This is a genomic window from Klebsiella sp. CN_Kp091 (assembly GCF_040065095.1).
GTDB classification, from domain to species: Bacteria; Pseudomonadota; Gammaproteobacteria; order Enterobacterales; family Enterobacteriaceae; genus Klebsiella; species Klebsiella aerogenes.
In genome coordinates this window covers 190,242-210,013 of sequence record NZ_JBEAIO010000002.1, presented here as the reverse complement: position 1 = coordinate 210,013, position 19,772 = coordinate 190,242, and the positions used below count along the sequence as shown (strand labels likewise).

Annotated in this window: 14 protein-coding genes; 8 read left to right on the top strand and 6 right to left on the bottom strand. The window is 54.1% G+C overall.

All coding sequences use genetic code 11. From position 1 onward, the window contains the following. The 8 genes from ftsK to ABLV17_RS02095 all read left to right on the top strand — a co-directional run. A partial coding sequence (ftsK, locus tag ABLV17_RS02130) for a DNA translocase FtsK (RefSeq protein ID WP_348854063.1) occupies nt 1-2,610 on the top strand: 2,610 nt, incomplete at its 5' end. Between the two features lie 122 nt (nt 2,611-2,732). After that, nucleotides 2,733-3,344, top strand: coding sequence for an outer membrane lipoprotein chaperone LolA (gene lolA, locus ABLV17_RS02125; protein WP_015367486.1), 612 nt, complete (start codon nt 2,733-2,735; stop codon nt 3,342-3,344). Between the two features lie 8 nt (nt 3,345-3,352). Beyond that, nucleotides 3,353-4,696: a replication-associated recombination protein RarA gene (gene rarA, locus ABLV17_RS02120; protein ID WP_113374875.1), complete on the top strand. Its 1,344-nt coding sequence runs from the start codon at nt 3,353-3,355 to the stop codon at nt 4,694-4,696. 92 nt (nt 4,697-4,788) lie between these two features. Next, nucleotides 4,789-6,081, top strand: coding sequence for a serine--tRNA ligase (gene serS / locus ABLV17_RS02115; protein ID WP_015704878.1), 1,293 nt, complete (start codon nt 4,789-4,791; stop codon nt 6,079-6,081). Between the two features lie 194 nt (nt 6,082-6,275). After that, complete coding sequence (dmsA, locus tag ABLV17_RS02110; RefSeq protein ID WP_308958111.1) at nt 6,276-8,714, top strand: dimethylsulfoxide reductase subunit A; 2,439 nt, start codon at nt 6,276-6,278, stop codon at nt 8,712-8,714. Nucleotides 8,715-8,724: 10 nt separating this feature from the next. Beyond that, nucleotides 8,725-9,342, top strand: a complete 618-nt coding sequence (locus tag ABLV17_RS02105) for a DMSO/selenate family reductase complex B subunit (protein WP_015367482.1) — start codon at nt 8,725-8,727, stop codon at nt 9,340-9,342. Nucleotide 9,343: 1 nt separating this feature from the next. Continuing rightward, nucleotides 9,344-10,207, top strand: a complete 864-nt coding sequence (locus ABLV17_RS02100; RefSeq protein ID WP_087858154.1) for a dimethyl sulfoxide reductase anchor subunit family protein — start codon at nt 9,344-9,346, stop codon at nt 10,205-10,207. Between the two features lie 273 nt (nt 10,208-10,480). Then, nucleotides 10,481-11,629 (top strand): MFS transporter, encoded by a 1,149-nt coding sequence (locus ABLV17_RS02095; protein ID WP_045389472.1) that lies wholly within the window; start codon nt 10,481-10,483, stop codon nt 11,627-11,629. Nucleotides 11,630-11,692: 63 nt separating this feature from the next. On the opposite strand, the gene ABLV17_RS02090 is transcribed toward ABLV17_RS02095, so the two are convergent. The 6 genes from ABLV17_RS02090 to ycaO all read right to left on the bottom strand — a co-directional run bounded on the left by ABLV17_RS02090 (nt 11,693) and on the right by ycaO (nt 19,687). Then, entirely contained in the window at nt 11,693-12,490 is a 798-nt protein-coding gene (locus ABLV17_RS02090) for a hypothetical protein (protein ID WP_228306440.1), read from the bottom strand. 67 nt (nt 12,491-12,557) lie between these two features. Beyond that, complete coding sequence (locus tag ABLV17_RS02085; protein ID WP_308958817.1) at nt 12,558-13,343, bottom strand: hypothetical protein; 786 nt, start codon at nt 13,341-13,343, stop codon at nt 12,558-12,560. A 79-nt stretch (nt 13,344-13,422) separates the two neighbouring features. Then, the gene (gene pflA / locus ABLV17_RS02080; protein WP_015367479.1) at nt 13,423-14,163 is read right to left on the bottom strand and encodes a pyruvate formate lyase 1-activating protein; all 741 of its coding nucleotides are present in this window, start codon (nt 14,161-14,163) and stop codon (nt 13,423-13,425) included. A 191-nt stretch (nt 14,164-14,354) separates the two neighbouring features. After that, nucleotides 14,355-16,637, bottom strand: a complete 2,283-nt coding sequence (gene pflB / locus ABLV17_RS02075) for a formate C-acetyltransferase (RefSeq protein ID WP_047045583.1) — start codon at nt 16,635-16,637, stop codon at nt 14,355-14,357. Nucleotides 16,638-16,688: 51 nt separating this feature from the next. Next, nucleotides 16,689-17,546, bottom strand: coding sequence for a formate transporter FocA (focA, locus tag ABLV17_RS02070; protein ID WP_015367477.1), 858 nt, complete (start codon nt 17,544-17,546; stop codon nt 16,689-16,691). A 380-nt stretch (nt 17,547-17,926) separates the two neighbouring features. Beyond that, nucleotides 17,927-19,687 carry a 30S ribosomal protein S12 methylthiotransferase accessory factor YcaO gene (gene ycaO / locus ABLV17_RS02065; RefSeq protein ID WP_348854062.1) on the bottom strand — a complete coding sequence of 587 codons (1,761 nt, stop codon included), beginning with the start codon at nt 19,685-19,687 and terminating at the stop codon, nt 17,927-17,929. Between the last annotated feature and the right edge of the window lie 85 nt (nt 19,688-19,772).

The following is a 19,772-nucleotide window of genomic DNA, read 5'->3' as shown; positions in this document are numbered from 1 at the left end:
GAAGCCGCGCATCCGCAGCAGCCGGTGTATCAGCCTGAATACGCGCCGCAGCAGCAGCCTGTTTACCATCAGGAACCGGCGCCTGCCGCTGAGCCTGAAGCGCCGCAGGAAGAAACTAAACGCCCGCCGATGTATTACTTCGAGGAAGTTGAAGAGAAACGCGCGCGCGAACGCGAGTTGCTGGAGTCCTGGTACCAGCCAATCCCTGAACCAGCGAGCCCGGTGGCGACCAAACCGATAACCACTCCGACTGCTCCATCCATGCCATCCGTTGAGGCCGCCGCCGTGACAGCCGTCGCCGCTGGCGTTCATCAGGCCACGACTTCTGGAAGCGCAGCCGCGGCCGCCTCAGTGGCGTCAACCGTCGCTGACGCAGCGCCCGTTTTCAGCCCGGCATCCAGCGGCCCGCGGGTACAGGTAAAAGAGGGCATCGGTCCGAAACTGCCGCGTCCGAATCGCGTCCGCGTACCGACTCGTCGGGAACTGGCTTCCTATGGCATTAAGCTGCCGTCTCAGCGTATTGCTGAAGAGCGCGCGCGTCGGGCCGAGCTTGAACATCATTACGATAATGAACCGTTGAGCGACGAAGAAGCCGATGCGCTGGAACAGGACGAGCTGGCTCGTCAGTTTGCCGCAACCCAGCAACAGCGCTATGGCGAGTCCTATGAGTCAGAAAGCGATGAGCAGGACGAAGACGCTGCCGCTGAAGCGGAACTGGCGCGCCAGTTTGCCGCCACTCAGCAACAGCGCTATGCCAGCGAGCAGCCGCCGGGAGCTAATCCCTTCTCACCGGCGGACTATGAGTTCTCGCCGATGAAAACGCTGGTCAATGATGGTCCGAGCGAGCCGCTGTTTACGCCGACGCCGGAAGTACAGCCCCAGCAACCGGCTCAGCATTATCAACAACCGGCAGCCGCGCCGCAGCAGGGTTATCAACCTGCGCAGCAGCCCGTACACCATCAGCCGGTAGCGCCGCAGCCGCAGGCTTATCAGACGGCTCAACAGCCAATGCAGCAGCAACAGCCGGTTGCGCCGCAGGGTTATCAGCCGCCCGCGCCGCAGCCGCAGGAGAGCCTTATTCATCCATTGCTGATGCGTAATGGCGACAGCCGTCCGCTACAAAGACCAACAACGCCGTTGCCGTCGCTAGATCTCCTGACGCCGCCGCCGAGCGAAGTTGAACCTGTCGATACCTTTGCGCTTGAGCAGATGGCGCGCCTGGTCGAAGCGCGCCTCGCCGATTTCCGCATTAAAGCGGATGTGGTGAACTACTCGCCGGGCCCGGTGATCACCCGTTTTGAGCTGAATCTTGCGCCGGGGGTGAAGGCCGCGCGTATCTCTAACCTGTCGCGCGACCTTGCGCGTTCGCTGTCGACCGTGGCGGTGCGCGTGGTAGAAGTCATTCCGGGGAAACCTTATGTTGGCCTGGAATTACCGAACAAAAAACGCCAGACCGTATACCTGCGCGAAGTGCTCGATTGCCCGAAATTCCGCGAGAACCCATCGCCGCTTACCGTGGTGCTGGGCAAAGATATCGCCGGCGATCCGGTGGTGGCCGATCTGGCGAAAATGCCGCATCTGCTGGTTGCCGGTACCACCGGTTCTGGTAAATCGGTCGGCGTGAACGCCATGATTCTCAGCATGCTCTACAAAGCGCAGCCGGAAGACGTTCGTTTCATCATGATCGACCCGAAAATGCTTGAGTTGTCGGTGTACGAAGGTATCCCGCATCTGCTGACGGAAGTGGTCACCGACATGAAAGACGCTGCCAATGCGCTGCGCTGGAGCGTCAATGAAATGGAGCGCCGTTATAAGCTGATGTCGGCGCTGGGCGTGCGTAATCTGGCGGGCTACAACGAGAAGATCGCTGAGGCCGCGCGCATGGGACGTCCGATCCCGGATCCGTACTGGAAACCGGGCGACAGCATGGATGCCGTACATCCGGTGCTGGAAAAACTGCCGTATATCGTGGTGCTGGTGGATGAATTCGCCGATCTGATGATGACCGTCGGTAAGAAGGTAGAAGAGCTGATTGCGCGTCTGGCGCAGAAAGCGCGCGCGGCGGGCATTCACCTGGTGCTGGCGACCCAGCGTCCGTCGGTTGACGTGATTACCGGTCTTATCAAGGCCAACATCCCGACGCGTATCGCCTTTACCGTATCAAGCAAGATTGACTCGCGCACCATCCTTGACCAGGGCGGCGCAGAATCGCTGCTGGGCATGGGTGATATGCTCTATTCCGGGCCAAACTCCACGATGCCGGTTCGTGTGCATGGCGCGTTTGTCCGTGACCAGGAAGTACACGCCGTGGTGCAGGACTGGAAAGCGCGCGGTCGTCCGCAGTATGTTGACGGCATTACCTCCGACAGCGAAAGCGAAGGCGGTAGTGGCGGCTTTGATGGCGGCGAAGAGCTGGATCCGCTGTTCGACCAGGCTGTCAACTTCGTGACCGAGAAGCGCAAAGCCTCGATCTCCGGGGTGCAGCGTCAGTTCCGCATCGGCTATAACCGCGCGGCGCGCATCATTGAGCAGATGGAAGCTCAGGGGATCGTCAGCGAGCAGGGCCATAACGGTAACCGTGAAGTCCTGGCGCCGCCACCCTTCGAGTAAGTGCAAAGTTCGGTAAATAAGCGCAAAATCAGCCTGTTCTGCTATTCCGTTGCTATCAACGGCTCTACAGTAGAGACAGAACAGGCTCCCGCGTCGGGAGTGACGCACAATAAGGATCAACAATGAAGAAACTTGCCATCACCTGTGCATTATTGTCTGGCTTCGTGGTAAGCCAGGTTTGGGCAGACGCTGCCGGCGACTTAAAAAGCCGTCTGGATAAAGTCAGCAGCTTCCATGCCAGCTTCACTCAGAAAGTAACCGACGCAAGCGGTAATGCCGTGCAGGACGGGCAGGGCGATTTGTGGGTGAAACGCCCGAATCTGTTCAACTGGCATATGACCCAGCCGGATGAAAGCATTCTGGTGTCGGATGGGAAAACGCTGTGGTTCTACAACCCGTTTGTCGAGCAGGCAACCGCGACCTGGCTGAAAAACGCGACCAGCAACACGCCGTTCATGCTGATCGCCCGCAACCAGTCAGCGGACTGGCAGCAATATAATATCAAGCAAAACGGCGATGATTTTGTGCTGACGCCAAAAAGCGGTAACGGCAATCTGAAGCAGTTCACGATCAATGTCGGTCGTGACGGCACTATCCATCAGTTCAGCGCCGTTGAGCAGGACGACCAGCGCAGCAGCTATCAGCTGAAGTCGCAGCAGAATGGCGCCGTCGATGCATCTAAGTTCACTTTTACGCCGCCGCAAGGGGTGACGGTGGACGATCAACGTAAGTAGAGGCGAATGTGAGCAACTTTTCGCTCGATTTTTCCGATAATGCATTTCAACCTCTGGCCGCCCGTATGCGGCCAGAAAATTTAGCGCAGTACATTGGCCAGCAGCACCTGCTGGCGCCGGGCAAACCGCTGCCGCGGGCGATTGAGGCCGGGCATCTGCACTCGATGATCCTGTGGGGGCCGCCGGGCACCGGTAAAACTACCCTTGCGGAAGTGATCGCCCGCTATGCTAATGCCGATGTTGAACGTATCTCGGCTGTCACCTCTGGCGTCAAAGAGATCCGCGAAGCTATCGAGCGCGCGCGGCAAAACCGCAACGCCGGCCGACGCACTATCCTGTTTGTTGATGAAGTGCATCGTTTCAATAAAAGTCAGCAGGACGCCTTTCTGCCGCACATCGAAGACGGCACTATTACTTTTATTGGCGCGACGACCGAAAATCCGTCATTTGAACTTAATTCCGCTTTGCTCTCCCGCGCTCGCGTCTATTTGCTCAAATCACTGACCACGGACGATATCGAGCAGGTGCTCAACCAGGCGATGAGCGACAAAGCGCGAGGTTACGGCGGACAGGATATTGTCCTGCCGGATGAAACCCGCAAGGCGATTGCCGAACTGGTTAACGGCGACGCGCGCCGGGCGTTGAATACGCTGGAAATGATGGCCGATATGGCTGAAAACGATGATTCGGGCAAGCGAGTGCTGAAGGCAGAGTTGCTTACCGAAATTGCCGGCGAGCGTAGCGCGCGTTTTGATAATAAAGGCGACCGTTTTTACGATCTTATCTCCGCGCTACATAAGTCCGTGCGCGGAAGCGCGCCGGATGCGGCGCTGTACTGGTACGCACGGATCATTACCGCGGGCGGCGACCCGCTGTATGTTGCGCGCCGTTGTCTGGCTATCGCGTCTGAGGATGTCGGTAACGCCGATCCTCGCGCCATGCAGGTGGCCATTTCCGCGTGGGATTGTTTTACCCGCGTCGGGCCGGCGGAAGGCGAACGGGCTATCGCTCAGGCGATTGTTTATCTGGCCTGCGCGCCGAAGAGTAATGCGGTGTACACCGCCTTTAAGGCCGCGCTGGCCGACGCCCGCGATCGCCCTGATTACGACGTGCCGGTTCATTTACGCAATGCGCCGACCAAACTCATGAAAGAGATGGGCTATGGTCAGGAATACCGCTACGCGCACGATGAGCCTAACGCCTACGCCGCCGGCGAGCAGTATTTCCCGCAGGAAATGGCGCAAACGCGCTATTATCAGCCAACAAACAGGGGGCTCGAGGGCAAAATCGCTGAAAAGCTCGCCTGGCTTGCCGAACTGGATCAAAATAGCCAGATAAAACGCTACCGCTAATTGTGGCGTTGCGGTAAGGTTATTACCTATATTTCCGTGGCCGTAGTTTGCGGCCACTTTTCCTATTTAAATTCGATAAGCACAGGATAAGCATGCTCGATCCCAATCTGCTGCGTACCGAGCCAGACGCAGTCGCAGAAAAACTGGCACGCCGGGGCTTTAAGCTGGATGTAGATAAACTGCGCGCTCTTGAAGAGCGTCGTAAAGTTCTGCAGGTTCAAACCGAAAACCTGCAGGCGGAGCGTAACTCCCGATCGAAATCCATTGGCCAGGCGAAAGCGCGCGGGGAAGATATCGAGCCATTACGCCTGGAAGTGAACAAACTTGGCGAACAGCTGGATGCCGCAAAGTCCGAGCTGGAAACGCTGCTGGCGGAAATTCGCGATATCGCGCTGGCGATCCCGAATATTCCTCACGATGACGTGCCGGTTGGCCGCGACGAAAACGACAACGTTGAAGTCAGCCGCTGGGGTACGCCGCGCCAGTTCGATTTCGAGGTGCGCGACCACGTTACGCTGGGCGAAATGCATGGCGGTCTGGACTTCGCCGCCGCCGTTAAGCTGACCGGTTCCCGTTTCGTGGTGATGAAAGGCCAACTGGCCCGCCTGCACCGCGCACTGGCGCAGTTCATGCTGGATCTGCACACCGAACAGCACGGCTATAGTGAAAACTATGTTCCGTATCTGGTGAACCAGGACACGCTGTATGGTACTGGCCAGTTGCCGAAATTCGCCGGCGACCTGTTCCATACTCGTCCGCTGGAAGAAGAAGCCGATAGCAGCAACTACGCGTTGATTCCGACCGCCGAAGTGCCGCTGACTAACCTGGTCCGCGACGAAATCATCGACGAAGACGATCTGCCGATCAAAATGACCGCCCATACGCCGTGCTTCCGTTCTGAAGCGGGTTCCTATGGTCGTGATACTCGCGGTCTGATCCGTATGCACCAGTTCGACAAAGTTGAAATGGTGCAGATCGTACGTCCGGAAGACTCCATGGCGGCGCTGGAAGAGATGACCGGCCACGCTGAGAAGGTTCTGCAACTGCTGGGTCTGCCGTACCGTAAGGTAGCGCTGTGCACCGGCGATATGGGCTTCAGCGCCTGTAAAACCTATGACCTCGAAGTGTGGGTTCCGGCGCAGGATACCTATCGCGAAATTTCTTCCTGCTCCAACGTCTGGGATTTCCAGGCGCGTCGTATGCAGGCGCGTTGCCGCAGCAAGTCCGACAAAAAGACTCGTCTCGTTCATACTCTGAATGGTTCTGGTCTGGCGGTTGGCCGTACGCTGGTTGCGGTGATGGAAAACTATCAGCAGGCCGATGGCCGTATCGAGATCCCGGAAGTTCTGCGCCCGTATATGCGCGGCCTCGAATATATCGGTTAATCTTTTCTGCTCTTTCCTTAAAAGCGCCTGCGGGCGCTTTTTTTATATCCTTATTGATACCGGGCAATAATCCATTCAGTGAATCCGGTGATACTCCCTTTGGATTAATACAGCATAAAAAGCCAATAAAATCCGATATATATAAAATTATATAACGATTGTCAGCTTATTGTGAGCAACCAAAGCGAGTATCTATGAAAATCAAAGCCCCCGATGCTTTACTGGCTGCCGAAGTTAGCCGACGTGGTTTAATGAAAACCACGGCGATAGGCGGCCTGGCGATGGCCAGCAACGCATTGACCTTGCCCTTTACGCGTATTGCGCACGCCGCTGATACGTTGGCCCCGGAAAATGAGAAGGTCGTCTGGAGCGCCTGCACCGTAAACTGCGGAAGTCGTTGTCCGCTGCGTATGCACGTGGTTGACGGCGCGATTAAGTACGTAGAAACCGATAATACCGGTGACGATAACTACGACGGCCTGCATCAGGTCCGCGCCTGTCTGCGCGGCCGCTCTATGCGCCGCCGCGTCTATAACCCTGACCGGCTGAAATATCCGATGAAGCGCGTTGGCAAACGCGGTGAAGGAAAATTCGAACAAATTAGCTGGGAAGAGGCGTTCGATACTATCGCCAGCAATATGCAGCGCCTGATTAAAGATTATGGCAACGAATCTATCTATCTGAACTACGGAACTGGGACGCTCGGCGGGACTCTGACTCGTTCCTGGCCGCCGGGTAAAACCCTGATTGCACGTCTGATGAACTGCTGCGGCGGCTATCTCAATCATTATGGCGACTATTCATCGGCGCAGATTGCGGCAGGGTTGAATTACACCTATGGCGGTTGGGCAGACGGTAACAGTCCGTCAGATATCGAAAACAGTCAGTTGGTGGTGCTGTTCGGCAATAACCCTGGCGAAACGCGAATGAGCGGCGGCGGGGTCACTTACTACCTTGAGCAGGCGCGGCAGAAATCCAACGCCCGCATGATCATTATCGATCCGCGCTATACCGACACCGGCGCCGGGCGTGAAGATGAATGGATCCCGATTCGTCCGGGAACCGACGCGGCGCTCATTTCAGCGCTGGCATGGGTGATGATTACTGAAAATCTGGTCGATCAACACTTCCTCGATAAATACTGCGTCGGCTACGACGAGAAAACCTTACCTGCCGATGCGCCGGCTAATGGGCATTATAAAGCTTACATTCTTGGTCAGGGCTCCGACGGTATCGCTAAAACGCCGGAGTGGGCATCCACTATTACCGGGATCCCGCGTGAGCGCATTGTGAAGCTGGCCCGTGAGATTGCGACGGCGAAACCGGCGTATATCAGCCAGGGCTGGGGACCTCAGCGTCACGCCAACGGCGAAATCGCCACCCGCGCCATCTCTATGCTCGCCATTCTGACCGGCAACGTTGGGATCAATGGCGGTAATAGCGGTGCGCGTGAAGGTTCATATAGCTTGCCTTTCGAACGCATGCCGACGCTGGAAAACCCGGTAGAGACCAGCATCTCCATGTTTATGTGGACCGACGTGATTGAACGCGGTCCGGAAATGACCGCGCTGCGTGATGGCGTACGCGGCAAAGATAAGCTCGACGTGCCGATCAAAATGATCTGGAACTACGCGGGTAACTGCCTTATCAACCAACACTCTGAGATCAACCGCACCCACGAAATTCTGCAGGACGACAAGAAGTGCGAAATGATCGTGGTAATCGACTGCCACATGACGTCGTCTGCGAAATACGCCGATATTCTGCTACCGGACTGTACCGCCTCGGAGCAGATGGACTTCGCGCTGGATGCCTCCTGCGGCAATATGTCTTACGTCATCTTTGCCGACCAGGCTATTAAACCGCGTTTCGAATGCAAAACTATCTATGAGATGACCACCGAGTTGGCGAAACGTATGGGGGTGGCGGAGAAGTTTACCGAAGGGCGCACTCAGGAAGGCTGGATGCGCTATTTGTATGAGCAGTCGCGTAAAGCGATTCCCGAACTGCCGGATTTTGATACTTTCCGCCAGCAGGGCATCTTCAAGCAGCGTGACCCGCAAGGTCATCATGTGGCGTATAAAGCCTTCCGTGACGATCCGCAGGCCAATCCGCTGACCACGCCATCGGGCAAAATCGAAATCTACTCCCAGGAGCTTGCCAAAATCGCCGCGACCTGGGAACTGCCTGAAGGCGATGTGATCGATCCGCTGCCGATCTACACCCCAGGTTTTGAAAACTACAACGATCCGTTGACCGCTAAATATCCGCTACAGCTGACGGGGTTCCACTATAAATCTCGCGTCCACTCAACGTATGGCAACGTTGATGTCCTGCAGGCAGCCTGCCGTCAGGAGATGTGGATTAACCCGATCGATGCGCAGAAGCGCGGCATCGCCAACGGCGATCGCATTCGCATTTTCAACGACCGCGGTGAAGTGCATATCGAAGCGAAAGTGACGCCGCGAATGATGCCGGGCGTCGTCGCGCTGGGCGAGGGCGCCTGGTATAACCCGGATGCCTCACGCGTGGATCAGGCCGGCAGCATTAACGTGCTGACCACCCAACGACCGTCGCCGTTGGCGAAAGGCAACCCATCGCATACCAACCTCGTCCAGGTTGAAAAGCTGTAAGGAGTAACCGATGACAACTCAGTATGGATTTTTTATCGATTCCGCCCGTTGCACCGGTTGCAAAACCTGCGAGCTGGCCTGTAAAGACTACAAGAACCTGACGCCGGACGTCAGCTTCCGTCGTATCTACGAGTATGCCGGCGGCGACTGGCAGGAGGACAACGGCGTCTGGAATCAGAACGTTTTTGCCTACTACCTCTCTATCGCCTGTAACCACTGCGAAGACCCGGCGTGCACCAAGGTCTGCCCGAGCGGGGCAATGCACAAGCGCGAAGATGGTTTTGTGGTGGTCAATGAAGAGGTGTGCATTGGTTGTCGCTACTGCCATATGGCCTGCCCGTACGGCGCGCCGCAGTACAACGCCGCTAAAGGGCATATGACCAAATGCGATGGCTGTCACGAGCGTGTGGCACAAGGCAAAAAGCCGATTTGCGTCGAGTCCTGCCCGCTGCGGGCGCTGGACTTCGGGCCGATTGCCGAACTGCGTGAAAAGCACGGCCAACTGGCCGCCGTGGCGCCGCTGCCGTCAGCGCACTTCACCAGGCCGAGCATTGTGATAAAACCAAACGCCAACAGCCGTCCGTGCGGCGATACCACTGGCTATCTGGCCAATCCGAAGGAGGTCTAAAATGGGAAATGGATGGCATGAATGGCCGCTGATGATTTTCACGGTCTTCGGGCAGTGCGTCGCCGGGGGCTTTATCGTTCTCGCGCTGGCGTTGATGAAGGGCGAACTTTCGCGCGAGCGGCAGCGGCGGGTGGTAATGAGCATGTTCGGGCTGTGGGTGCTAATGGGGATCGGTTTTATTGCCTCCACCATGCACCTTGGTTCTCCAATGCGCGCGTTTAATTCGCTGAACCGCGTTGGCGCATCCTCGTTAAGCAATGAAATCGCCAGCGGCGCGCTTTTCTTTGCCGTCGGCGGGATTGGCTGGCTGCTGGCGGTGGTAAACAAACTGCCGTCTGTGCTGCGCAATCTGTGGCTGGTCGTCACCATGATCCTCGGCGTCATCTTTGTCTGGATGATGATCCGCGTGTATAACACCATCGATACCGTACCCACCTGGTATACCATCTGGACGCCGCTCAACTTCTTCCTGACCGTGTTTATCGGCGGGCCGCTGTTGGGCTACCTGCTGCTGCGTGTCGCGGGTGTGGACGGTTGGGCAATGCGTTTATTGCCGGTGATTATGCTGGTGGCGTTGGTGATTAGCGTGACCGTCGCGTTGATTCAGGGCAGCGAGTTGGCGACGATCCATAGTTCGATTCAGCAGGCTTCGGCGCTGGTGCCGAATTACGGTTCTTTAATGGCATGGAGGACGGTCGCGTTAGTGCTGGCGTTGGTCTGCTGGATTGTACCGCAGCTTAAAGGTTATCAACCCGCATTGCCGCTGCTGGGGCTGGCGTTTGTGCTGGTGCTGGTCGGCGAGATGATTGGCCGCGGCGTATTCTATGGTCTACATATGACCGTCGGTATGGCTATCGCCAGTTAATAACGTGAAATCACGCCGGAAGCCTATTTCGGCGTGATTAAAAAATGCGGTTGATTGATGAAATTTTTCTACTGATATTTCCTTCCTGGTTTTCCAATAAATTAATAAAAACAATGGAATAATATAAAGAATAATTCCGTTGCCGTTGCGCTGGATAAAAAACTTCTATCGTTGCCCTGAAAACCGCGTCAGGCCTGAATTCTGGCGGATTGACAATGTTTACAGCGGTGTCATGATGCGCACGAAATCTGAACTTCCTCACGGTTAACACCCATGACCATCTACACTCGCCCAGTGCAAATGTTGCTCTGTGGCCTGCTTCTGTTGACGCTGGCAATCGCGGTTTTAAATACGCTTGTCCCGCTCTGGCTCGCCCATGAAAATATGCCAACCTGGCAGGTTGGGATGGTCGGCTCCTCTTATTTCACCGGTAACCTGGTGGGAACCTTATTTGCCGGTTGGGTCATTAAACGTCTGGGGTTTAATCGTAGCTATTACCTGGCGTCATTGATTTTTGCCGTCGGCTGCGTTGGCCTGGGTATTACACTCGGTTTCTGGACATGGCTGAGCTGGCGTTTTATCGCCGGCGTGGGCTGCGCGATGATCTGGGTGGTGGTGGAAAGCGCGCTGGTGTGCAGCGGTACTTCCCGCAGCCGTGGTAGGCTGCTGGCGGCGTACATGATGGTCTATTACGTCGGTACCGTGTTGGGTCAACTGATGGTAAGTAAATTACCGACCGATTTAATGAGCGTGTTGCCGTGGGTTACCGGCCTGGCGCTGGCGGCGATCCTGCCGCTGCTGTTTACGCGTATCATGAGCCAGGCCGACGAGCCGCATGAAACGGTACGTATCTGGCCGATGCTGAAGCTGCGTCAGGCTCGCCACGGTGTGAATGGCTGCATTATATCCGGTATTGTACTCGGTTCACTATACGGCCTGATGCCGCTGTGGCTGAACCATCAGGGCGTCAGCGATTCCGGTATTGGTTTCTGGATGGCGGTGATGGTCAGCGCCGGGATCCTTGGGCAGTGGCCGGTAGGGCGTTTGGCTGACCGCTATGGCCGTCTTCTGGTGTTGCGCGTTCAGGTCTTTGTGGTGATTCTGGGCTGTCTGGCGATGCTCAGCCAGGCGGCAATGGCGCCGGCGCTTTTTGTGCTCGGCGCATCCGGTTTTACTTTGTATCCGGTGGCGATGGCCTGGGCCTGCGAGAAGGTTGAACACCATCAACTGGTGGCGATGAACCAGGCGCTGCTGATGAGTTATACCATCGGCAGCCTGCTGGGGCCGACCCTGACGGCAATGCTGATGCAGAACTTCTCTGATAACCTACTGTTTATTATGATCGCCAGCGTATCGTTTATTTACCTGCTGACGCTGCTGCGCAAAGCCGGACATCACCCGACGCCGGTGGCACACGCCTGATACCCTCAGGGCATCGATGGGAGGGCCCCATCGATGCGTGCAATCGTGAATATAACAATATAGCTACTGTATTGGGTGTAACTTAGCTGGAACGCGATATTGCTTACCATCGTATTGCAGCGTCCATGTTTTTTGCGTCGGAATATCTTTCGACCTGCACTCGTTATTTTCGTCCAGCCAGGCCGTTGAGGCGACATTCTTTTCGCTGACTTTTATGTCGCTAAAGCCATGATGTTTTGTGGCGCCCATTGCCAGCGTGCGTATGATATTCGTAAATTCCTCGGCGCAGTTGCCATCCAATTCCCCGACGCTATATTTTAGCACTATGCCGTCCAGCACTACGCGAAGCTGGCCGCGATCGAGTGTATAAAGCCATAGCGCCTCTTCACTAATGGGATTAACGCGAGAACTTCCGGTTTTCTGTATGCGCAATCCAAACGCAGTTTGCTCTGGCGCTATCTTCCAGCGCGCGGTATCAATAGCAAGATCGCTAATATAGATCGCGTCATCGTTCATACGTTCGGGAAGATGTAAACGTTGCTTAACTTCAAGAGTTGCAGTATCAAGTACCAGCAGCTCGAGATCGGCATTATGGTTATGGTCGCGCTGTTCTGGCTCCATTAGCGGAACGGCGGCCAGCGTGAGCTCGGGATGAGCAGGCCAGATGCGACAAATAGCGCTAAAAGGCGAGCCATTTTGTGTTTTGATAAATTGCTCTGCCGGTGTGATGACCCCCTGCTCAGTCGGCTGAGCATCAGGCCATACCTGTTTAATGATGGCATTGATATCACAGCTGCTGGCGGCAAAAATGCACTGCGATGCCAGTAAGAATGTTGTTGAAACTAACAGGCGTATAGTCATCTTCCGGATGTCCATTTTCAATGCTTCCATGACGAACTAAGAAAAACGTCAGCTTATTTGGGCGACGTTAATCAAGTAGAGGGGCTAGCTTTTTCGGAATAGGGTAGTGTTTGCCATCAAAGTGCAATAACCATGTCTCTTTGCCGGTTTTTTCCATATCTTCGCAATCGTTCTCTTTGGAAATGGTTCTGGTGGTATGTTCGTTTCTTCCACTTACCCGGATATCGGCATAGCCTCCATTGCCGGATGAGGGAACCATGACCAGAGTACGTTCAATATGATCGAATTCCCCTGCGCACATGCCATCCCATTCACCATGTGTTCTGTTAACGACAAGGCCATCAAGTACTTTATGAATCTGATTGTTATCATATGAATACAGCCACAACACCTCTTCTCTAAAAGGGGCTACTCTGGAGGGATTCCTCAGAGTAATGCGTAAACCAAAAGCGGTTTGCGTAGGCGTGATTTTCCAGCGGGCGGTATCAAGGGCAATACTATCAATACTAATCGTATCATCATTCATACGGTCGACGAGGCGTAACCGCTGTTTCACCTCGAGAGTGGCGGAGTTGAGGACCAGAAGTTCAAGATCGCCAGTATGTTCGTAGTCAGTTTGTTCGTGAGACATCAGCGGAATGGCCGCCAGCGTGATCTCAGGATGAGCCGGCCAGACGCGGCAAATTGCGCTCTGCGGTGAATAACTATCGCTTTCACCGCGAATAATTATTGATTTACCTTGCGGCACGCCTTCTGGCCAGGCCTTTTTGACGATGGTATTGAGATCACACTCGCTAGCAGCAAAGACGCACTGGGCTGATAGCAGGGAAAGAGCGAAGATAAGTAAGCGCATAGATTCCTTTCTAATGCATAGTTAACTGTAATAATAATAACGGCTGCTTAATGGCAACCGTTATTATGGTATAGAGCCGTTAGTACATCACCTTATGACCATACTGCTCAAGGATACCCTTCACCCGCTCCATGGTCTCTTTCTTCGGCGGGTGTACGCCGTCAAGCTTGTACTCTTCGCCCATCGCTACCCATTTGTGTTTACCCAGCTCATGGTAGGGCAGGAGTTCGATTTTCTCGACGTTGCCCATATCGCGGGTAAATTCACCCAGGCGATGAGCGGAATCGTCATCATCGGACCAGCCGGGAACGACAACGTAGCGGATCCATACGTTAATCCCTTTCTTTGACAGATACTGCGCGAATTCCAGCGTACGATGGTTAGAAACGCCGACCAGGTTCTGGTGGATTTCATCGTTCATCTGTTTGAGATCAAGCATCACCAGATCGGTGACCTCCAATAGCTCGTCAATCACCGGATCGTAGCGGCGCACGAATCCGTTGGTATCGAGGCAAGTATGAATTCCTTCTTTTTTACAGGCGCGGAACCAGTCGCGGACAAATTCCGCCTGCAGGATCGCTTCGCCGCCGGATGCGGTGACGCCGCCGCCGGAGGCATTCATAAAGTGGCGATAGGTCACCACTTCTTTCATCAATTCTTCAACGGTGATTTCTTTACCGCCATGGGTATCCCAGGTGTCGCGGTTATGGCAGTAAAGGCAGCGCATCAGGCAGCCCTGGAAGAAGGTAATAAAGCGGATGCCTGGGCCATCGACGGTGCCACAGGATTCAAAGGAGTGAATACGACCAATAGTTGACATTGCGGTGATATCTCCGGGTTCGGCCCTCCAGGGCCTGTGATGCACAGCTCAAACCGGCTGTGTTAAGTCTGTTTTGACAGGTACCCAAAGTATAGATAACTGGCAAAGCAGGCTGGGGCAGGGAATCACTTGTTAAAAAGGCCCCACTGATGTGGGGCCTTTATTGTACGCTTTTTCAGTCAGACAGGGAATTACATGGTCTGAGTGAAGGTACGAGTAATAACGTCCTGCTGCTGTTCTTTAGTCAGGGAGTTAAAACGTACCGCGTAGCCAGATACGCGGATGGTCAGCTGCGGATATTTTTCCGGGTTTTCCATCGCGTCGAGCAGCATTTCGCGGTTCATGACGTTCACGTTCAGATGTTGACCACCTTCGATGGACGCTTCGTGGTGGAAATAACCATCCATCAGACCGGCCAGGTTAGTCTTACGAACTTCGTCATCTTTACCCAGCGCGTTCGGTACGATAGAGAAGGTGTAAGAGATACCATCTTTAGCGTAAGCAAACGGCAGTTTAGCAACGGAAGTCAGAGAGGCAACAGCACCTTTCTGGTCACGGCCGTGCATCGGGTTAGCACCAGGTCCGAACGGCGCGCCAGCGCGACGACCGTCTGGGGTGTTACCGGTTTTCTTACCATACACGACGTTAGAGGTGATGGTCAGAACAGACTGAGTCGGGATAGCGTTGCGGTAGGTATGCAGTTTCTGAATTTTCTTCATGAAACGTTCAACCAGGTCAACGGCCATGTCATCGACGCGAGCATCGTTGTTACCAAACTGCGGGTATTCGCCTTCGATTTCGAAGTCGATAGCCAGACCGTCTTCGTCACGAATCGGTTTAACTTTCGCATATTTGATAGCAGACAGGGAGTCAGCAGCAACGGACAGACCTGCGATACCACACGCCATGGTGCGGATAACGTCACGGTCGTGCAGCGCCATCAGAGAGGCTTCGTAGCTGTACTTGTCGTGCATGTAGTGGATGATGTTCAGCGCGGTGACGTACTGTTTAGCCAGCCAGTCCATGAAGTGGTCCATGCGCTCCATGACTTCGTCATAGTTCAGCACGTCGCCTTTGATCGGCTCAGATTTCGGACCAACCTGCATTTTCAGTTTTTCATCAACGCCGCCGTTGATGGCATACAGCATGGTTTTCGCGAGGTTAGCGCGAGCGCCGAAGAACTGCATTTGCTTACCAACAACCATCGGGCTTACGCAGCATGCGATAGCGTAGTCGTCGTTGTTGAAGTCCGGACGCATCAGGTCATCGTTCTCGTACTGCAGAGAAGAGGTATCGATGGATACTTTAGCGGCGAATTTCTTGAAGCTCAGCGGCAGTTTTTCAGACCACAGGATGGTGATGTTCGGCTCCGGAGACGGCCCCATGGTGTACAGGGTGTTCAGGAAGCGGAAGCTGTTTTTGGTTACCAGAGTACGGCCGTCAACGCCCATACCACCGATAGATTCAGTTGCCCAAATCGGGTCGCCGGAGAACAGCTCATCATATTCCGGGGTACGCAGGAAGCGAACCATACGCAGTTTCATGACCAGGTGGTCAACCATTTCCTGCGCGTCTTGCTCGGTGATTTTACCCGCCTGCAGGTCACGTTCGATGTAGATATCCAGGAAGCTGGAAGTACGACCGAAGGACATTGCCGCGCCGTTCTGAGATTTAACGGCGGCCAGGTAACCGAAGTAGGTCCACTGGATAGCTTCCTGAGCGGTAGTCGCCGGACCAGAGATATCGCAGCCGTATTTCGCTGCCATTTCTTTGATCTGACCCAGAGCGCGATGCTGTTCAGCAATTTCTTCACGCAGACGGATGGTTGCTTCCAGATCTTCGCCGCTTTCCAGTTTCTCTTGCAGAGACTGGAACTGAGCGTATTTGTCTTTCATCAGGAAGTCGATACCGTACAGCGCAACGCGACGGTAGTCACCGATGATACGGCCACGGCCGTAAGCATCCGGCAGACCGGTCAGCACGCCGGATTTACGGCAGTTCAGGATGTCTTTGGTGTAAACATCAAATACGCCCTGGTTGTGAGTCTTACGGTACTCGGTGAAGATTTTTTTCAGCATCGGGTCCAGTTCGCGATTGTACGCTTTGCAGGAACCTTCAACCATTTTGATACCGCCGAACGGGATAATCGCACGTTTCAGCGGAGCTTCAGTTTGCAGACCAACGATTTTCTCGAGCGCTTTCTCGATGTAGCCCGCGTCGTGAGAAGTGATGGTGGATGCGAGGGAAGTGTCGAAATCAACAGGCGCGTGAGTGCGGTTTTCCTGTTTAACGCCTTCCATTACGCTGTCCCACAGCTTGGTGGTCGCATCAGTTGCGCCAGCCAGGAAGGATTCGTCACCTTCATATGGGGTGTAGTTTTTCTGGATAAAGTCACGTACGTTGACTTCGTTCTGCCAGTCACCTTTCGCAAAACCTTCCCAGGCTGTGGCTAACTTTTCATTAAGCTCGGACATGTAACACCTACCTTCTTAAGTGGATTTTTTATTTACTGCCTGAGACAACCATTAGTGATGATCGTCGCCACGCAGGTAAATGACCCAGTACGTCAACCCAACCAACAAACCACCGCCGATGATGTTTCCGATAGTGACTGGAATCAGGTTATCAGTGATAAAGTTCATAACGGTTAAGTGAGAAAAACTCTCCGGAGTTGAACCGATAGCGGTCCAGAATTCCGGGCTCGCAAAGTTGCGAATTACGATACCCATCGGGATCATAAACATATTCGCGATGCTGTGTTCAAAGCCGCTGGCGACAAACATCGCAACCGGCAACACCATAATCATCGCTTTGTCCATCAGGCTGCGGCCGGAGTAGCTCATCCAGACGGCCAGACATACCATCAGGTTAGCCAGGATACCCAGGCAGACGGCTTCAATAAACGTGTGGTGCATTTTGTGGTCTGCAGTTTGCAGAACATTTAAGCCCCAGCCGCCGTTGGCAGTCATATATTCGCCGGATAACCACATTAACAGTACAAACAGCAGCGCGCCGATCAGGTTTCCAACATAGACGTTAAGCCAGTTTTTTGCCAGCTGACCCCAGGTAATACGTCCACTGGCTTTCGCCACGACAATCAGTACGGTCGAGGTGAAAAGGTCAGCACCGCAGATGACGCAAAGAATCAGACCTAGTGAGAAGCATACCCCGCCGATAAGTTTGGCAATCCCGAAAGGCATTGCGGCAGTACCGGTGGTCGCCGTGATATAAAACACAAAAGCGATGGAGATGAAGACACCTGCGGTAATCGCCAGATAAAACGTCTTCAGCGGATGTTTCGTCGCTTTATAGACACCTGCTTCTTCGGCGACTTTCGCCATCGCGGCAGGGAGTAAAAGATCAAAAGGGTTGTCAGCTTTCACACTAACTCTCTCTTTATATAAGTTGGCGGTGTGATACTAACAAAGCATTATAGAAGGGAATTTGATGTAGATCATATCCTACCGGAGTCATAGGCCCATTTTGCGTGTGGAATTAGCTTGTTATTGACTTATGATTTTGATTTTAAAGGAAAAACTAAATTTTAATATTTGCAAATAATGTTGAAAATTTCCATGGGTGACCATTGATTACGGTTAATTAAAATGGAGTATTTTTATTAAAATTAACAATCTAAATATCACCAAAGTTTGATTTTTACGTATATTTAACTTTGCTCCTACAAAATGGCGTGGTTTTGCCACAAATCATAAGAAAACGGAGCCGCTGGCGGCTCCGTACATTATTTTTTACCCCTAAAGGATTATTTGGCCCAGAAGGCCGCTTTGGCACGCTGTAGCTTTTCGTAGGCTTTCAGTAAAGACTGATGCGCCGGGAAAGCGCGCAGATCGTTATCGACCGCCTGAAGGCCATAGAACGGCGCTTCGCCGCTCAGCGCGGCGCTCGCGGCTTCTACCGCATCTGCGCCATACATACGGATGAAGGCATTCAGATACTGCAGCGGCTGGCGTTCTTCTTCCTGACTAAGCAGCAGCAGCGTTTGCAAGCAGCGATAATAGTTGGCGCGCTCAGGGCTGAAGATGGAGGCATTGAATTCCATGGTCCACTCCGTCCAAATCAGCGCCTGATCCAGATCGCCGCCGGCCAACGCCAGCATTGCTTTCAGTTCGCCGATGCGCAGGGTATACCAGCCGTTGTCTTTGCCGGTTGCCAGGCCTAACAGCTCGCGGACGCGTGTGAAATCATCAAGGCCTTCATCGTCCATCTGTTCGATGAGCGCCAGATAATCTTCTTTTTCCCACTCGCTACCCGGCAGGGAGAGAATGGTGCTACGCAGGTGCGCGCCCATGCTGTTATTGGCGAGCCACAGGTCTTCCGCTGGATAAATATCTGACATCCCCGGAACGATGATCCGGCAGGCGTAGACGCTTAGATGTTCGTAGTCGGCGATATAGACTTCTTTATCTTCAGCTTTGAAGATAGCCATCAGGGTGGCGAACTCTTCTTCAGTTGTGCCGGAGAAATTCCAGTCCACGAACGGATAGTCGGCATCCTGTTTAAACATATCCCAGGAGATCAGGCCGCTGGAATCAATGAAGTGAGTTTCCAGGTTGGCATGCTCGGCAACTTCTTCGTCATCAAAGGTCGGCGGGGTAAAGACGTCGAGGTCTTTCAGGCTGCGGCCCTGTAGTAGTTCGGTAACGGTACGCTCCAGCGCCACGCCGAAATCCGGATGGGCGCCGAAAGAGGCGAAGCAGGTACCGTTAGCCGGGTTAAACAGAACCACGCAGATAACCGGGTATTTACCACCAAGGGAGCCATCGTAGGCGAAGATCGGAAAACCTTCGGCTTCGAGTTTGGCGATAGATTCAACGACGCCCGGATAGCGCGCCATTACTTCAGCCGGGATCTCCGGCAGGCTGATGCTTTCTGCGATGATGCGGTTTTTAATATGACGCTCAAAGACTTCAGACAAGCCCTGCACGCGCGCTTCATTTGCGGTATTACCGGCTGACATGCCGTTGGAGACGTACAAGTTGCCGACGATGTTCATCGGAATATAGACGGTTTCGCCGTCTGATTGACGGGTAAACGGCAGGCCGCAAACGCCGCGCTCGTCGTTACCGGATTGCAGATCCACGAGCATGCTGGCGGTCAACTGATCGTCCGGATCGTAAAAGGCGCGCAGGCGGGCATCCAGCAGGCCTTCTGGTACTTCATCGTCCTCGGTCAGTGGAAACCACTTTTCGTTCGGATAATGAACGAATGGACCATTGGCGATGGTATCGCCTAACCAGAAATCCGCGAAGAAGTAGTTGGTAGACAGACGTTCGAAATATTCGCCCAGCGCGGAAGCCAGCGCCGCCTTTTTAGTTGCGCCTTTACCATTGGTAAAGCACAGCGCACACTCTTTATCGCGAATGTGAACGGACCACACGTGTGGTACCGGGTTCAGCCACGAGGCCTCTTCGATATCAAATCCGAGGTCGAGCAGTTTCTGCTGGAAGCGAGCCATGGAATCTTCCAGGGCGGCATCTTTGCCGGGGATAAATGTCTGGGTCATAGCAATTCGTTTATTGTTGGCAGGATGGGCAATGATACGGGTTTTACCGGTAAGTGGCTATGTCGTTAGCCGCGGCAATGGATAA

What these genes read in the sequence shown, in the direction of transcription:
- serS (WP_015704878.1), top strand. Translation starts at nt 4,789, where the DNA reads ATGCTCGATCCCAATCTGCTGCGTACCGAGCCAGACGCAGTCGCAGAA.
- ABLV17_RS02095 (WP_045389472.1), top strand. Translation starts at nt 10,481, where the DNA reads ATGACCATCTACACTCGCCCAGTGCAAATGTTGCTCTGTGGCCTGCTT.
- pflB (WP_047045583.1), bottom strand. Translation starts at nt 16,637, where the DNA reads ATGTCCGAGCTTAATGAAAAGTTAGCCACAGCCTGGGAAGGTTTTGCG.
- ABLV17_RS02105 (WP_015367482.1), top strand. Translation starts at nt 8,725, where the DNA reads ATGACAACTCAGTATGGATTTTTTATCGATTCCGCCCGTTGCACCGGT.
- pflA (WP_015367479.1), bottom strand. Translation starts at nt 14,163, where the DNA reads ATGTCAACTATTGGTCGTATTCACTCCTTTGAATCCTGTGGCACCGTC.
- ABLV17_RS02090 (WP_228306440.1), bottom strand. Translation starts at nt 12,490, where the DNA reads ATGACTATACGCCTGTTAGTTTCAACAACATTCTTACTGGCATCGCAG.
- ycaO (WP_348854062.1), bottom strand. Translation starts at nt 19,687, where the DNA reads ATGACCCAGACATTTATCCCCGGCAAAGATGCCGCCCTGGAAGATTCC.
- ABLV17_RS02100 (WP_087858154.1), top strand. Translation starts at nt 9,344, where the DNA reads ATGGGAAATGGATGGCATGAATGGCCGCTGATGATTTTCACGGTCTTC.
- ABLV17_RS02085 (WP_308958817.1), bottom strand. Translation starts at nt 13,343, where the DNA reads ATGCGCTTACTTATCTTCGCTCTTTCCCTGCTATCAGCCCAGTGCGTC.
- lolA (WP_015367486.1), top strand. Translation starts at nt 2,733, where the DNA reads ATGAAGAAACTTGCCATCACCTGTGCATTATTGTCTGGCTTCGTGGTA.
- dmsA (WP_308958111.1), top strand. Translation starts at nt 6,276, where the DNA reads ATGAAAATCAAAGCCCCCGATGCTTTACTGGCTGCCGAAGTTAGCCGA.